The sequence below is a fragment of the Roseivirga ehrenbergii genome (assembly GCF_001593005.1).
Taxonomy (GTDB): Bacteria; Bacteroidota; Bacteroidia; order Cytophagales; family Cyclobacteriaceae; genus Roseivirga; species Roseivirga ehrenbergii.
In genome coordinates this window covers 205,014-220,656 of sequence record NZ_LQZQ01000003.1, presented here as the reverse complement: position 1 = coordinate 220,656, position 15,643 = coordinate 205,014, and the positions used below count along the sequence as shown (strand labels likewise).

The window sequence follows — 15,643 nt, the reverse complement described above, 5'->3', positions numbered from 1 at the left end:
CCGAGGCAGACTTAGTGCTTGAATTTTTGTAAAAATCAGAGTTATGCTGCTCCAAACGACCTGATACAAAAGCAGTTTCGCCAACATAGTAGCGGTTTACCGAAGGGGAATATAGAATATAAACACAGTGCATAAAAACAAAAAAAGACAGCCATTTCTGACTGTCTTTTGGTGGGCGCTGAGGGATTCGAACCCCCGACCCCCTCGGTGTAAACGAGGTGCTCTGAACCAACTGAGCTAAGCGCCCTTCCTAATTGGGAATGCAAAGGTAATACGGGTTTTCATTATTGCAAACACTAGCGCAAAATAAAATTGAAATATTTTTCATTCTATCAAAAAACTGGCTTAAACACCTTAAAACACATATTTTAATTAACTTCGCACGGGTCTTAACTAGAACGCACCAAAACATGACGCTTGTAGAGTTCAAACAAATATTCGATCTCTATTACACCCCGATCAAGAATTTCCTGTACTACAAGTCGGGAGATGTTGATTTGGCTGAAGACCTTACTCAGGATGTCTTTATGAAGCTTTGGGACAAGCGCGAAGAGATCAATCAGGAAACCGTAAAAAGCTATCTCTATACCATTGCGAGCAATATGCTGCTCAACAAGTTTCGTCATGACAAAGTGGTATATACTTTCGCTGAAAAGAACAAGGACCGCTTTAATGAACAATCACCCCAATATGCGTTAGAAGAAAAAGAGTTTAAACAACAGCTCGAACAAACCATTGCGGCCATGCCCGAAAAACAAAGGAATGTTTTTTTAATGAACCGCATTGATGAATTGACCTACAAAGAAATTGCCGAAAGATTAGAGCTAAGCGTGAAAGCCGTTGAAAAACGAATGCATGGCGCACTATCTTTTCTTCGAGATAAAGTGAATCACAAAATTTAACTATATTGAATAAGTGAAGCACAACGACCCGATAGAGGATTGGTTTTACACCAAAACATCTGACCAAGAACGAGAAGAATTGGAAAAAGCGATGGCTTTTTCCTCAAATCTTGCTGTGCCTATTGGGAAGTCAAAAGATCAAGCTTGGGATCAGTTATTAGGCAACATTGAAGAACAAAAGGAAAATAAGGAACGCATTCTAATTCCGCAAAGGGAAAAAGTAAGTCAGTGGGTTGCATGGTTAACCGGTGTTGCCGCCATGTTGATTGCTGGCTATCTCACATTTTATAATCCATTGGGTGAAGACCAAATGGTTCGCAACAAAGCAGAACTAGGGACAGTGGAAAAATTCATTCTACCTATTGGATCGAGCTTAACATTAAATTCCTCCTCATCCTCTACTTACGATCCTCAAACTTGGTACGACAAACGAGTTGTAAAGCTCGAAGGGGAAGCCTTTTTCGAGGTTACGGAAGGATCTGAATTTTTAGTAGAGACCAGTAATGGCACTGTTCAAGTACTAGGGACTAGTTTCAATGTATTTTCCAGAGGTCAGGATTTTAGTGTAGAGTGCTCTACGGGTATGGTTTTAGTCACTTCAAATGGCCAGCAAGTTGAGCTAATGCCTGGTCAAAAAGTAACCCTGAAAGATAAAAAGCTAATCAGAAGCGAATTCAATATTGACAAAATTGCTACTTGGAGATCAGGTGATTTTTATTTCGACACTACTCCTCTTAAAAAAGTTATTGAAGAAATGGAGAGGCAGTTTGACATAAAAATAAGAGTGAAAACAAATATTGAGGAAAGATATTATAGCGGATTCTTTAGTCGAACAAACTTAAAAGAAGCCCTTCAGTTGGTTTTTGTACCAATGGGTTTAGATTTCGAGATTAACAACAAAGAGGTAACTGTACAATAAGTAGTGCGAAAAATAATCTACCTCCTTCTATTTCTATTTGCAAATAGCCTGCTTTACTCGCAAGCCCTACCAGATATTTCTATTAATGAAACATTCAAACAGACTTCATTATCCAAGGTTATTCGCATTTTAAAAAATAAGTACGATGTTAAAATTGCATATGATGACGCTCTTGTTACTGGAATTACGATAGATGGCCAGTTCACCAACAAATCATTATCTGCTTTCCTTGATGAAATCCTTCCTTCAAAAGGAATAAACTATCAAGTACTTAATGGTAAAATAATTCTCACACCTGGTCAAATTAATATTGACCTTCAAACACCAAGCCTATTCGACCTGACCGTTTTTGGAATGATTCAAGATGCTCAAACTGGTGAGATGTTGCCTAATGCCTTAATTAGAGTAGCGGGAGAAAACAGAGGGACAATATCGAACAAAGATGGTTTTTTCTCTTTGAGTCAGGTACCTACCGACACCTCGACAATAGAGGTGACTTACTTGGGCTACAAAAAAAATACGGTAAAACTAGACCCTAATAAATCCAAACAGACACTCCGTATTTCTATGGCCGAAAACACTGTAGATTTAGCTGAGTTTACGGTGGTTGACCTTAGGTCTGACAACACAATTCAGTATGGAGAAGAAACCAGTCAAATCTCTATAGATCCAAACAGTCTCTCATCGCTACCGAGTTTAGGTGAACTAGATATTTTCAGATCATTGCAACTGTTGCCAGGAATTAGTGGCACAGATGAAACTTCATCTGAACTTAGCATTCGAAATAGCCCTTCAAGCCAAAATCTTGTGTTATTAGACGGATTTACTATTTATCGACTCGATCATTTTTTTGGGGTATTTAGCGCCATTAACCCTGATGCCGTACGTGACATCCAAGTATACAAAGGTGGATTTGGATCAAAGTATGGCGGCCGAATTTCTGGAGTGGTAGACATCACAGGCAAATCTGGAAACTTTAATAAACCAGAATATTCTTTCGGAATTAACCTTTTAAGTGCGAGAATGAGCATAAACGCTCCTTTAAATCAAGGCAAAGGTGCCATACACTTTAGCACAAGAAGAGCCTATACTGATGTGATTAGAAGTAGCCTTTTTAAGAAGCTTTACAAAAACTACCGAGAAAACTCAAACCAAGTAGATGACCAAGGAAATGACAATTCTCTTAGACCGAATTTTCATTTTTATGATGTCAACCTGAAAACTACCTACAACGTCTCAAAAAGAGATATTGCCAGTTTTTCGTTGTATTGGGGCAGAGATGAACTCTATACCGACTTCGATCAAATTACAGGTTCAGGAACGAGCATGATAACGGAAAACACAGACGAAATCGCAGAATGGGGAAACCTTGGTATTGGCGGTATTTGGTCTAGAAATTGGAGCAAAAATTATTACTCAAGTTTTCAGGTGGCATACTCAGGACATAATTTCGATTATCTTTTTGAAAGCGAAGAGCGAAATGAAAACAGTCAGGTTACAAATACTTATAGTGCCACACGACTCAATGATGTATCTGATTTTCAAATCAATTATAAAAATGAACTTAAGTACAAAGAAAGACATCAGCTCGATTTTGGCCTTAACGTGTCGACTATAACCACCATTAATGATGTAACCATTGATGAACAAATACAGCTCCCTTTGGGTGAACGTGAGCAATCTGGTGGCATTTTCGCACTTTACGCCTCCGATGAATTGCGGATTAACAAAAAAACGAGACTTAATGCGGGCTTCAGATATACAGCAACAAACCTGACTGACAAGAACTATTTTGGCAGACGACTAGGCTTAACCTATCAGCTTACTCCTTCAATAAAGCTAAAATTTTCTAATGGTCAGTATTATCAATTGGCCAGACAAGTACTCTATGACGACCCTCGCTCTAACCTTCAGGATGGATGGAATTTAGCATGCAACACTGCATTTGGCGCCTTAAACTCTGAACACTTGATTGGAGGAGTAAACTATTCGAAGAATGGTTTTATGGTGGACATGGAGTATTATCAAAAAAATGTTTCTGGCTTGGTGGAGTTTACGGTTTCACACATGCTTGACCAAAGCACGCCAAATGATACTCAACCCTTAGTGACAGAATCTGTTGGTGAAGAAAAAATCAGAGGCCTTGATGTACTGATCCAGAAAAAAATTGGGCCATACCACGGCTGGTTATCCTATACGCGTAGTAAATCGAGCAGTATTTATCCTCAGATTAATGATGGGCAAAGTATTCCATCTAGGTTAGACCAGCGTAACGAGGCAAAATTTGTTCACGTGTTGGAGTTTCAGAAATTCAATGTGTCTGCTACTTTTCTATATGGTAGCGGAAGGCCTTTTTTCAAACCTGAACTCAACTTTATTCGAGACAACGGGGGCACAGTAATTAATTACGAAATACTAAACCTGAATAAAACAGTAGAACGACTACCAACTTACCATAGGCTAGATATTTCAGCGGCCTTGAAGTTTGAAAATGAAGACGTTAGAGGCGACTTCGGTATTTCAATACTCAATGCCTACAACCATAAAAACATTCAGAACCGAAGGTTAAATGTTAGTGCTATAGAACGCGCAATTAACAACGGAGAAGAACCAAGTGAGCTTTATAGGGATATCGTATTACTTGATTTTACCCCATCGATATTCCTCAACCTTTATTTTTAATTTTTTCTAGACCTTAAGGTAGGGTATGTGTTTATACACGTGTATTATCCCCAAATGCACCAAAACCAAAACACTAATCAACACGAGTCAGCGTGGCTTAATGGTGAAATTTCTTCAGAGGAATTTCTTCAGAAAGCACATTCAATTGACTCAGATTCGGTTTTACTCAAAGCTTTGAGTAAAACGAGTGGTTTTGATGCACCTAGTAAAAAGACCAAGCATGACGCTTGGGCTGAACTTGAAAAAAAGATTTCAGAAGAAAAATCTCAAAAAGTAGTTCCTCTTTACAGATCGTACTGGATGGGAATTGCCGCTTCATTAATCTTAGCCATTGGCGCATTTTTCATTTTCAAACAATCATCAACAAGTACCAATCAAACAATTATAGCAACCTCACTTGCTGAGGTGCAAACCGTTTACTTGCCCGACAGTTCAATCGTTTACTTGAACGCGGGCTCAAAAATTTCATTCTCGGAAAGGCAATGGCAGGAGGAACGAACTTTAGAGTTAAGTGGGGAAGCCTTTTTCGAAGTGAAAAAAGGAAGTGAATTTACCGTTGAAACTAGCCTTGGCGATGTAGTGGTTTTAGGAACCAGCTTTAATATTAGAGAAAGGAAAGATATTCTTGAGGTAGCTTGTAAAACAGGTAAAGTAAAGGTGACTATCAAGCCTAGCGGAGAATCTCGAATACTTACCCCAGGTCAAATTCTGACCACCAAAAGCGGTGAAATTAAGAATGTTGCACCTATTTCTCTTTCTTATATAGATAATTGGAGAACGGGCGACTTCGACTTTGAAAGTGTAATGCTATCGGAGGTTTTTGAAGAATTAGAAAGACAATATGATGTAAATCTTGAATTTGACTTAAACGATATTCAAGACAGGCCTTATACAGGCTATTTCAACAATAAAAATTTAACTGAAGCGCTTCAATTAGTTTGTAGCCCAATGGGACTCAACTTCAAAATTGAAGAGAAGAAAGTAAAGATAATGAGTGGAGGCGTTCAGACACCTTAGTGTTTAAACGCTGAATGTTAACAAGTGGCACTATTAGATGGTTAAGCTATATGCCACTAGTTTCTTAGGTTGAGGTTGAGGAACGGGTGGTGCCGTTCCTCTATTTTTTTACTCAATAAAATCTAACAAGGATTCCAGCCCCATTCCTCTAGACCCTTTCAAAAGAATAGTTCTGTTTTCAATTGTATTGGCCATCAGATAGTCATTTAATGCAGCCTTTGTTTCGAAATACATAGCCTTTGGATTTGCTCTCTTAGCAGCTTTCATGTGTGGGCCGCAAAAAACCACTTCTTGTATTTCCAATTGAGCAGATAAGGTTCCTATAGCAAAATGTTCTGCTTCACTAGTTTCACCTAGCTCTAGCATATCACCCAAAATGGCCATTTTGTTATCAGCACCCAATAAACTCAAATTTTCTAGTGCGGCTTTCATAGAGGTAGGATTGGCATTGTAAGCATCCATAATAATGGTATTGCTTCCCTTTTCTAAAATTTGAGACCGATTATTATCTGGGGTATAATTGGCTACTGCGTTTGTGGCTTTGGTCATATCTACTTCAAAGAATTTTCCCACACAAAGCGCAGTAGCAATATTTTCAAAGTTATACGCACCACTTAATGTTGTGGTAGTTCGCTCACCTTTGGCATCTTCAAAAACAATATTTGGTTTGGCTTCGATTAAACTCAACTCTAAATAATCACCTTTAGCAGGGTAATAGATAGGCGATTTAATCCTTCGTTGCGCAATGTTCGAAAGAATTTCATTCTGAGAATTCACAAAGATGGTTCCGCCATTTTCAATCAGCCAATGATACATTTCAGTCTTCCCGCGAATCACTCCTTCAAAACCTCCGAAACCCTCTAAATGCGCCTTCCCAATATTAGTAATTAAACCGTGAGTGGGTTCGGCTATTTTGCACAAGGCCGCAATTTCACCCACATGATTCGCACCCATTTCAACAATAGCAACCTCAATGTCAGGCCCAATACCCAGTAAAGTAAGCGGCACACCAATGTGGTTATTCAGGTTTCCGATTGTGGCCGAAACACTATATTTGGTGGCCAACACGTTTCTTGTAAGCTCTTTAGTGGTCGTTTTTCCGTTAGAACCCGTAATGGCGATAATAGGAATATTCAGCTGCTTCCTATGATAATTGGCCAAGGCCTGAAGCGCTTCCAAAGCATCGTCTACCAACACACAGCGGGAGTCTGTATTATATTCAGCATCGTCAATTACAGCAGCAGACGCTCCTAGCTCTAGCGCTTGCTCAGCCAATTTATTTGCGTTGAAGTTGGGGCCTTTCAGCGCAAAAAAGAGATTACCCTTTCCAATTTTCCTTGTATCGGTACAGATGCCATTGGAGGTCTTAAATTTTTCGTAAAGTGAAGCGATGTTCATAGGTTTTGAAATCTTTGTCAGTCAAATTGCACGACAAGATAATACAGATTGACGAGCTATGCCGTTCCTACACTAGCAATCGTTGAAATCTTTAACTTTGCAGTACCCTTGATATGAAATTTCTCTTTTCAGCAATTTTATTATTCTTCAGCTTAAATCTGTTTGCGCAGTTTTCATTTCGCTATGAAAATGACATTCCTTTAACCATAAATGGAGAAACATTAGACCGCGCTTGGGAAGGAGGAATTAATTCTGCTCAGTTTCAAAAAATGGATTTGGATGGTGACGGCATTGAAGACCTCATTGTTTACCACAGAATGTCGGGCGAACTGACAACCTACTTGGCCAAGAACAACGAATTTGTTTGGGCTCCAGAATACAAAAGCCTCTTCCCTACCGAAATTAGTCATTGGCTTATTTTGGCCGATTATAATTGCGATGGCAAAATGGATATTTTCACTTCTGTGCCTCAGGGAATCACCGTTTTCAAAAATATTAGTTCAGGAAATCTTCCAGAATGGGAACAGGCAGTGGACTTTCTTCGCTTCGATGCTGGCATCAACATTCAAGTAAACGCTTCCGATATTCCGGGCATAGCCGATGTAGATGGTGATGGTGATCTTGACATTCTTTCTTACCGCTTTACCACGGCCAGCACTATTGATTTCTATAAAAACACGAGTATGGAAATCAATAATAATTGCGATGAGCTTACTTTCACAAGGGAAACCAGAAGATGGGGCGAATTCGCAGAATGCACGTGTAATAATTTTGCCTTTTCTGGCGCTCCATGCAATTTTGGTGGAGCAGCCAATACGAGTTATAACATCAATAGTCCTGCAGAATTGGAACATGCAGGTGGAAAAACCATTCTACTATTCGATGCAGAAGGAGATGGCGACTTAGACCTGATCACCTCTGACGAGTTCTGCCAAACACTCTATTATATGGAGAATGTTGGCGATGCCCAAAATGCCTTAATGACTTCCTTCAGCAGCTACCCGGCTCCCAATCCTGCTGGCTTTCAAATCTTCCCCAATGCATTTCTAGAGGATATTGACTTTGATGGAAATAAAGATTTGTTGATTTCGAGCAATGCGGATGGCAACGTACTGAACAGTGTAGATTTCAGCAATACTTCTAAAGTCTATTCCAATTTAGGTACAAACCTGCAGCCCAATTTTTCTGGAAATTCAGTGCCGTTCTTGCAAAACGAAATGCTCGATTTGGGCGAAAACACCTACCCTGCTTTTGCAGATTATGATGGCGATGGTGACTACGATCTCTTTATCAGCAACAGAGGCCAAGTGACTCCAAATGGTTTTATCGCTTCAATTTCCTTATTTGAAAATGTAGGGGGAAAATTTGCTCCTGCTTTTGAATTGATAGACGATGACTTTCTTGGCTTGAAAGCTCAGAACCTCAGAAACATCAAAATTCAGTTTGCAGATATTGATGGAAACGGAACACAGGATCTTATTTATCAATCGACCACCGCGAGTAACGAAGCCAAACTTCAGTACCGATTGAACGAAGGTAATTTCTCCTTTGCCAGTGCCGTAGATATTTCGATTTCAATTGGTGAAAATGACAACGCTTATTTTTATGATATCAACAAGAATGGAAATTTAGATTTACTGCTGGGCACGCGTTTTGGCGCTTTAAATCTCTACATAAATAAGGGCAATTTCATTTTTGATGATGTAATTCAAAACTACGCTGGCATTGCCGCAAATTTTGAAGCTTTATACCCCAATATAATCATCACCGACCTCGATAATAATGGCGAAACAGAATTGATCAAAACTGATGTTTCGGGTCAAATCAGTATTCTTTCAGGAACAATCAATACCGATTTTATTCCCAGTTCAGTCACAAAAAACATATTGAGCAACGACCTGCTGAATGACAAAACAACTACTGCCATTGGCCAAATTTCGTGGATGACTACAGCCGACCTTTTTGGTGACGGGAAGCCCACTTTATTTATTGGAAATAACCGAGGGGGAATTTCTGTATTGAAAAATGAAAGTATTGCCGAGAACGGATCGGAAAGCAATGCGATTCGGCTTACACTCTTTCCGAACCCAACAACAAGCAGCTTTTATATTAGAACAGACACCAATGCACTGGCCGAAATGTACAGCATTAAAGGCGAAATGATTTTCTCTAACCTGCCCATCTCAGCGGGGCTTTCAAAAGAAATCAACACGGAACCATTGGCCGCTGGTGTTTACCTTATTCGGGTTTCAAATGGAACCAATAAACCAACAGTGCAACGCATTTTAATTCAGAAATGACCCTATTCATTCACCTTCAAATAAAGCCCATTGAGCAAATTCAATTCAGCAACGAATGGGTGGGAATCATGAAAACGGAATTTCCCGATGCGCTGATTTTCGAAGCCGATTCGCACTCCGAACCTTTTGTTATCAGCCAAGGAGTTTCATTTCTGAAAGAAGCTGAAAAGGTCGTTTTATTCTTAGATTCCGATGAAAACGAGAAGCTTGGTGCTTGTGCTCCCTTGATTGAAAAAGTGCTTCGGGACAAAGCCATTGCCCCTTTTATTCTGATCCAGGGGCAGAATGTAATGTTTGAGAAAATGGCGAAAATGATGAAAAAAGAGGTTTTTAGGTATGAAAGTGTGGAGGAATCGTTAGTTCAAATTAGTCGGTTTCTTAATTAAAACAGTCCTCTAATGTACCACAGATATGGACTTCCTATTCTTAAACAATAGATTAACAGATAAGGACTGTTTGATTGCTTTCTATCCTGATCCCGAAGCTTCGGGAGAAGGAACTATGAATTAATTCTAGATCCTTCGCGAACTCAGGGAAAGAAGTGTTTCATAGATACATTCCCTTTTCTACTCCCCTGTTTTCTTGATTTCGAAATCATCGGCATCTAGGTGTGCGGGGAATTTGGTTCGGAAATGATCCAAGTCTTCTCGACTTAAGCTCAGGGTTACAATCTCTTCTTCCGAGTCAGAGAAAGCCAAGGTTTCGCCTTTAGGTGAATAAACACCTGAATGACCGTTGTATTCGATTCCTTTTCCATCTGTTCCTACTCGATTGAGCCCAGCAGTATAGCTTACGTTTTCTATCGCTCTGGCTTTCAGCAAAGCATCCCAAGCATTGACGCGAACCGCAGGCCAATTGGCTACATAGAGGAGTAAATCGTATTCTAAATTTCTGTTTCTGGACCAAACCGGAAAACGCAAATCATAACAAACCATCGGGCAAATCTTCCAGCCCCGCCATTCTACGATAAGGCGTTCAGTACCAAAATCAAAATGATCGTGTTCATCGGCCATTCGGAACAAATGGCGTTTGTCGTATTTTTGCCACTCACCATTGGGCTGCATCCATATCAAACGATTGAACACTCCGCCCTCTTCCCTCACCATAAAGGAACCCGCAATAACCGCATCAATCTGCAATGCCATTTGCTTCATCCATTTAAAGGTGGTGAAATTCATGGGTTCTGCTAGCTCAGTGTTTTGCATTGAAAAACCCGTCTGGAACATTTCTGGAAGTAAAACCAAATCAGTTTTGCCTTTTAGGCTCCAGATTTTCTCTTCGTACATCGCTAAGTTGGCGCCTATTTCGTGCCAGTGGACATCGCTTTGAACAAGGGAAATTCGTAGATCTTGCATGGGGCTAAGTTAAGGGGAGTTTAGTTAATAGAACCGATTAATAATCCAAAATTTAAAGCACTTTAATTGTGTTAATCACACATTGATCAACTGAAAACTGCTTCATAGTTTTCTATCCTAAACACAGCGAAGGAACTATAATTAAACTCTAGACCCTTCGTAACCTCAGGGAAAGAAAGCCCCGAAGTTTCAGGGGCATAGACACTTTCTCCGAAGCAGAAAATTCGGCCGTTATCAATCAAGTACACAACTTTCACAACCCGAGTAAGAATCCTATACTAAATAGCACAGAGTATTTCTGCCGCTTTTGTCAAGGTTTCCTCGCTTTTCGCAAAGCAGAACCTGAGCATTTTATTGTCTTCTTTAGTGTCGTAAAAAACTGAAATTGGAATGGAGGCGATGCCTTTTTCTTTGGTCAGCCATTCGGCCATTTCTAAATCTGGCTTCTCTGAAATGTTTTTATAACTCAACAACTGAAAATAGGTGCCATTTGAGGGCAGCGATTCAAAGCGAGAATCTTTGATCAAATCTAAAAACAAGTCGCGTTTTTGCTGATAAAAAGCGCCAAGGTTATTGTAATGATCAGCGTTTTCCAAATAATCGGCAATGGCCAATTGGCTGGGGGTGTGCACCGTAAAAGCCATGTACTGATGTACTTTTCTTACCTCGGCAGAAATCCAATCGGGCGCCACCATATAGCCAATACGCCAGCCTGTAGCATGGAAGGTTTTTCCGAAAGAAAAAGTAGCTACAGACCGCTGCCTCAGTTCTTCATGCTTTAAAACCGATTCGTGTGCTCTCCCATCAAATACAATATGCTCATAGACTTCATCTGACAGCACGATAATATTGGTGTCTCGCGTAATCTCGGCTAAAATGGCCAAATCATTCGCCTCAATCATAGCGCCAGTGGGGTTATGAGGAGAATTGATAATAATCATCCTTGTTTTAGCATTCACCTTCTCCTTTACGGTTTCCCAGTCAATGGCAAAGTTGGGTTGCATTAACGAAACAGGAATTGTGACACCACCATTCAGGGCAATTATTGGCTCGTAAGCATCATAAGCCGGATCCATAATAATCACTTCATCACTCTTATTCACTAAAGAGGTAATGGTAGCATTTATTGCTTCTATGGCGCCAGCGGTCAAAGTGATTTCTGTTTCCACATTGACCTTGGCTCCATATGACTTTTCGATTTTCTCAGCGATTCTTTCGCGCAGCTGCGGCATGCCCGTCATGGGTGGGTATTGGTTAAAGCCTGCCTTCATATAATGATAAACGCCCTCAATCAATTCGGGCGACACTGGGAAATCGGGAAAACCCTGCGACAGATTCAAAGCATTATAGTCCTTCGCCATTTTAGACATGGTAGCGAAAATGGTAGTACCTACATTGGGTAATTTTGAATTGATATGCATTGGGCTTGGGGCTTAGGATTCGTTGAATTTAACGTGTGGAAATTAGGGTTTTATGGGTTGTTAAGCAAAATGATTAGTTAAGAGGGATTAGTTATTAGTTAGGAGTTAAGGGTTAAGAGTTAAGGGGAGTGGCTTAGAAGTAATGAGTGTTGGGTGTTTGTACATTAGTGGTCAAGCAGGCGGTATCCTGTCCTCCCCTGGGGGAGGTTGGAGGGGGATTGACCAGAAACAGAAATAAATGTTAAACCTGTCAACCTATTTCAGGACGAGGCATATAGAAAACTTAAATCAATTCCCCATTACCTCGTTGATCCACGGTAGGTATTCGCTTACTCGGGTGTAATACTCATACACGCCATACACCCCTTCGGGTTTTCCTGTATTACGACCGTCTTGATGGGAACTTACGCCCATGATATAGGTCTGATCGCCATCGAACCAAAGGGCAGGGCCTCCGCTATCGCCTGGGCCGCTGATGCCTTCTAGTGGCAGTGCATTTCCTGAATCTGGCGCATCAAAAGTGAAGCGGATATAGCTAGGTTTGGTGCCATCAATTAAGTTTTGGGCTGCCCTGAGTTTTCGGTCTTTGTTTATGGCTCCGTCTACCATGCCTTTATCGCCTGTGCCTGCCCAACCCGTGCCTGCAAAAATGATTTCCTTGCCTACTTCATCCGACTTTTCATAAAGCATGGCCAATTCTACATTGGGTACTTTTTCTTCCAGCTCTATCAGCGCAATGTCATGATTTACCGCTCCCCTGAGGTTATAATCAGGATGAATGATTTTTCTTTTGATGGCGTATTTTACTCCGTTTACAGTAACATCTTCCCCTACCCTTGGGCTTTCCAAAACATGACCTGCGGTAAGTATCCAATTGGGTTGAATAAATGTGCCGCAACCTGCATTTAAACGCACGGTCGAACCGCCATACTTTATGCCTAGGGCCACGTATTCTGAATCGTCTACATCATGCCGCATCACGATTTCTTTGGGAGAAGCCATCAACAATATGCCTATAAAACTAAGTGAAATGAATGCTTTCATATTTTGAGATTTTAAACCAAAAGCCAATTTACGTAAGCACTTTCTTATTTACAACTAATTATTTAGTAGATTAATTTTTAGCCAAGCCACTTCAGGATTATATGATACTTAAATTGTAATTCTCTATATTGATTTCCGATAGACAGAAACTTCCTTATAGCAATCATTATTCGGCTGCCATAAGGAGGTTTTAGTGAATAATATTAGATATATGCGCCACGATTGCGGTGTATACATAGTGTAATGTACAAATTCTGTAAACCCGACAATCACAACAATGGCAGATGATAAAATAAAAACGGTAATTAAGTGCCAGAACATTGCACCAATTGAGAACTTGTCAAAGGAGATTAAATCAAGTTCACTTAAAATTGGTGTCTTTGCCAATAATGGAAGTGGGAAAACATTTATTAGTCGGCTTTTCAGACTAACAGAAACTCAAGAGGAATTAGAACTGGACGAAGAAGGAAAAAGCCCAACAGATAAACTTTTAACATTAGGGGAAACTTCTGGGAGCTTTTCATTGAATATCACGGATAAAGATGGGAATGTTAAAGATGACTTTAGCATCTCTCTAACGAAGGGTCAAATTCCAACAATCCCAAGAACTAATTATTTGTATCACACTTTTAACCAAGACTATGTAGAACAGAACATTCGTGCATTGAGCTACGAAAAGGATAGTGAAATTGAAGGTTTTATTTTAGGGAAAGTAAATATCGATTTAAAAGATGATGAAGATGAACTTGCGAAAGTTGAGAAAGAAGGAAAGGAACTAGCTGAGCAAGTTGAAACTGAAATTAACGCATATGTGAAGGAAAACATCAGCAACATTCAGAATATAAAAAGACTAACTGAGTATAGTTTACTCACTCCTTCAAGTATATTCCAGGGCGTGGATAACAAAAGGTTCGGAGTATCCAAATCTTTTCATAAACTAATTGAAGATTACAACAAGATTAAATCAGTCCCAGAAAATTTAGATGATATAAAACCTGTTAATCGAGTTAATATTGATTTTAACTTATTAAAAGAGATTGAAGAAAATTCTGAAAAAGAATACTCGTTAAGTTCATTGGCAGAAGACTTTAAAAGGAAAATTAAGAGTAAACAAATATTCGTTGAGACAGGCATGCAATTATTGCAAGCTTCTGAAAGCACCGCTTGTCCGTTCTGTGAACAACAACTTGAAGCAAAAGCTATACATCTAATTGATGATTACACAAGGTATTTAACAGATACTGAGGCCAAAACCATCAAGCTTTTTAAAGAGTATTCTGAGGTTTTAGAAAATCACATTACCAATCTTAAAACAGTTGAAAATGTAAATTCTAAGAGAGTCAACCTTTTTAACGAATACAAGACTAAATATATACCATCGAGCGCAGGTGTAGAGTTAGGTAAACTAAATATTGACCCTCTTGAAAAGGCTATTCAATCAATTATTGACAAAATTGACACTAAACTTAAGGATATAAGTCAATCAGTTATAATTGAGTTAACGTTGCTTGAAAACATTGAGAAACAACAAGCTCTCGTAAACAAAACGATAGATAGCAACAATCAAAAAATTGAGATCATCAATTCTAAAAAAAATAGATTAGGTGAAGAAAATAAGGCAACTCGAAAAGAAATTTGTAAATGCACTTATAACGATTTAATAGATCAACATAAGACAAATATTCAGTCAGTACTCACTTTGCGCAAGCAGTGGAAAACACTAAATGATGAAATCAAGAAAAAGAAGGAGCAACAAAGGGTCAGTAAAAGAGCAAAAGTAGCCTCAACAATTAAGTCTGTTCTCAACTACTTTTTTTCCGACAAGTACACTCTAGATGAAGAGAGTTTTAGACTTATCTTTTATCAAAATACCCTTGAGAAGAATCAAGCCAAAGACGTATTGAGTGAAGGAGAAAAAAACATAGTAGCATTCGCATACTTCATTGGAGACACACATTTAAAAGTTAAAAGTGAGGAAGATTATGAGAAGCTATTCTTCATTATTGATGACCCAATTTCAAGTATGGACTTTTCTCATGTTTATACTCTCTGTGGCGTAATCAGAGATATCGCCAAAATCATTGATAAATTAAAGAGAGAGAGAATTTTCATTTTCACACATAACAATGATTTTATGAGAGTTCTTTCTTCGAATAACATTGTTGATAAGAAATTACTTCTCAAGAAGGGAGAACTCAAGGATTTCAATAATAACTTAACAGTACCGTACATAAACCATTTGGTTGATGTTTACTGTATTGCTAGAAAGGGGGATATCGCAAATCACACCACTGCAAATTCTATTAGACATATAATTGAAACTCTAACTAAATTTCAAAATATTGATATTTCAAAAGATGGGGTTGCTCAATATATAAGGAAGAATATTCCGAATGAAACCAAATCTTACACCCTGATAAATGATTTGTCACATGGAGGTTGGAGAAGCGAGCAATCCCCAATTAATGACGAAGATTATTTGGAAGTTTGCGAAACAATAATTCAACACATTGAAAAGGATTTCAAAGGACAAATTGAATACTGCAAAAAATTAGTTGATAAGTAATAAAGTAAAGCCCAGAACTCATACTTCGCCCCTCTAATT

General features: G+C 39.1%; 12 protein-coding genes and 1 tRNA gene. 7 read left to right on the top strand and 6 right to left on the bottom strand.

Annotated features, from left to right (window positions below):
• Both MB14_RS19215 and MB14_RS05010 read right to left on the bottom strand, forming a co-directional pair.
• A partial coding sequence (locus MB14_RS19215; protein ID WP_172796099.1) for a GIY-YIG nuclease family protein occupies positions 1-133 on the bottom strand: 133 nt, incomplete at its 3' end.
• 36 nt (positions 134-169) lie between these two features.
• Positions 170-247: transfer RNA gene (locus tag MB14_RS05010), tRNA-Val, on the bottom strand.
• 163 nt (positions 248-410) lie between these two features.
• Here MB14_RS05010 and MB14_RS05005 point away from each other — a divergent pair.
• Genes MB14_RS05005 through MB14_RS04990 form a run of 4 tightly spaced genes read left to right on the top strand, consistent with a single transcriptional unit; the run spans position 411 to position 5,520 of the window.
• Positions 411-902, top strand: coding sequence for an RNA polymerase sigma-70 factor (locus tag MB14_RS05005; protein WP_062590026.1), 492 nt, complete (start codon positions 411-413; stop codon positions 900-902).
• A 13-nt stretch (positions 903-915) separates the two neighbouring features.
• Positions 916-1,821: a FecR family protein gene (locus MB14_RS05000; RefSeq protein ID WP_062590024.1), complete on the top strand. Its 906-nt coding sequence runs from the start codon at positions 916-918 to the stop codon at positions 1,819-1,821.
• Between the two features lie 3 nt (positions 1,822-1,824).
• The gene (locus MB14_RS04995; RefSeq protein ID WP_062590022.1) at positions 1,825-4,503 is read left to right on the top strand and encodes a carboxypeptidase-like regulatory domain-containing protein; all 2,679 of its coding nucleotides are present in this window, start codon (positions 1,825-1,827) and stop codon (positions 4,501-4,503) included.
• 54 nt (positions 4,504-4,557) lie between these two features.
• Positions 4,558-5,520 carry a FecR family protein gene (locus MB14_RS04990; RefSeq protein ID WP_062590020.1) on the top strand — a complete coding sequence of 321 codons (963 nt, stop codon included), beginning with the start codon at positions 4,558-4,560 and terminating at the stop codon, positions 5,518-5,520.
• A 108-nt stretch (positions 5,521-5,628) separates the two neighbouring features.
• On the opposite strand, the gene MB14_RS04985 is transcribed toward MB14_RS04990, so the two are convergent.
• A complete protein-coding gene (locus MB14_RS04985; protein WP_062590018.1) occupies positions 5,629-6,918 on the bottom strand; it encodes a UDP-N-acetylmuramoyl-tripeptide--D-alanyl-D-alanine ligase in 1,290 nt (429 codons plus the stop codon).
• Positions 6,919-7,031: 113 nt separating this feature from the next.
• Here MB14_RS04985 and MB14_RS04980 point away from each other — a divergent pair, with 113 nt between their 5' ends.
• Positions 7,032-9,218: an FG-GAP-like repeat-containing protein gene (locus MB14_RS04980; RefSeq protein WP_062590016.1), complete on the top strand. Its 2,187-nt coding sequence runs from the start codon at positions 7,032-7,034 to the stop codon at positions 9,216-9,218.
• On the top strand, positions 9,215-9,604 hold the full coding sequence (locus tag MB14_RS04975; RefSeq protein WP_062590014.1) for a hypothetical protein: 390 nt from the start codon (positions 9,215-9,217) through the stop codon (positions 9,602-9,604). Before MB14_RS04980 ends, MB14_RS04975 begins: the two co-directional genes overlap by 4 nt.
• A 180-nt stretch (positions 9,605-9,784) precedes the next feature.
• Here MB14_RS04975 and MB14_RS04970 read toward each other — a convergent pair whose 3' ends face one another.
• From MB14_RS04970 to MB14_RS04960, 3 genes are all read right to left on the bottom strand, one after another.
• Entirely contained in the window at positions 9,785-10,573 is a 789-nt protein-coding gene (locus MB14_RS04970) for an amidohydrolase (protein WP_062589994.1), read from the bottom strand.
• A gap of 278 nt (positions 10,574-10,851) precedes the next feature.
• The gene (locus MB14_RS04965; RefSeq protein ID WP_062589934.1) at positions 10,852-11,994 is read right to left on the bottom strand and encodes a methionine aminotransferase; all 1,143 of its coding nucleotides are present in this window, start codon (positions 11,992-11,994) and stop codon (positions 10,852-10,854) included.
• 288 nt (positions 11,995-12,282) lie between these two features.
• A complete protein-coding gene (locus MB14_RS04960) occupies positions 12,283-13,038 on the bottom strand; it encodes a S1 family peptidase (RefSeq protein WP_062589865.1) in 756 nt (251 codons plus the stop codon).
• Positions 13,039-13,315: 277 nt separating this feature from the next.
• Between MB14_RS04960 and MB14_RS04955 the strand changes: the two genes are divergently transcribed.
• On the top strand, positions 13,316-15,604 hold the full coding sequence (locus MB14_RS04955; RefSeq protein WP_062589818.1) for an AAA family ATPase: 2,289 nt from the start codon (positions 13,316-13,318) through the stop codon (positions 15,602-15,604).
• Positions 15,605-15,643: the final 39 nt, after the last annotated feature.

What these genes read in the sequence shown, in the direction of transcription:
- MB14_RS04955 (WP_062589818.1), top strand. Translation starts at nt 13,316, where the DNA reads ATGGCAGATGATAAAATAAAAACGGTAATTAAGTGCCAGAACATTGCA.
- MB14_RS04990 (WP_062590020.1), top strand. Translation starts at nt 4,558, where the DNA reads ATGCACCAAAACCAAAACACTAATCAACACGAGTCAGCGTGGCTTAAT.
- MB14_RS05005 (WP_062590026.1), top strand. Translation starts at nt 411, where the DNA reads ATGACGCTTGTAGAGTTCAAACAAATATTCGATCTCTATTACACCCCG.
- MB14_RS04980 (WP_062590016.1), top strand. Translation starts at nt 7,032, where the DNA reads ATGAAATTTCTCTTTTCAGCAATTTTATTATTCTTCAGCTTAAATCTG.
- MB14_RS04985 (WP_062590018.1), bottom strand. Translation starts at nt 6,918, where the DNA reads ATGAACATCGCTTCACTTTACGAAAAATTTAAGACCTCCAATGGCATC.
- MB14_RS04970 (WP_062589994.1), bottom strand. Translation starts at nt 10,573, where the DNA reads ATGCAAGATCTACGAATTTCCCTTGTTCAAAGCGATGTCCACTGGCAC.
- MB14_RS04965 (WP_062589934.1), bottom strand. Translation starts at nt 11,994, where the DNA reads ATGCATATCAATTCAAAATTACCCAATGTAGGTACTACCATTTTCGCT.
- MB14_RS04960 (WP_062589865.1), bottom strand. Translation starts at nt 13,038, where the DNA reads ATGAAAGCATTCATTTCACTTAGTTTTATAGGCATATTGTTGATGGCT.
- MB14_RS04975 (WP_062590014.1), top strand. Translation starts at nt 9,215, where the DNA reads ATGACCCTATTCATTCACCTTCAAATAAAGCCCATTGAGCAAATTCAA.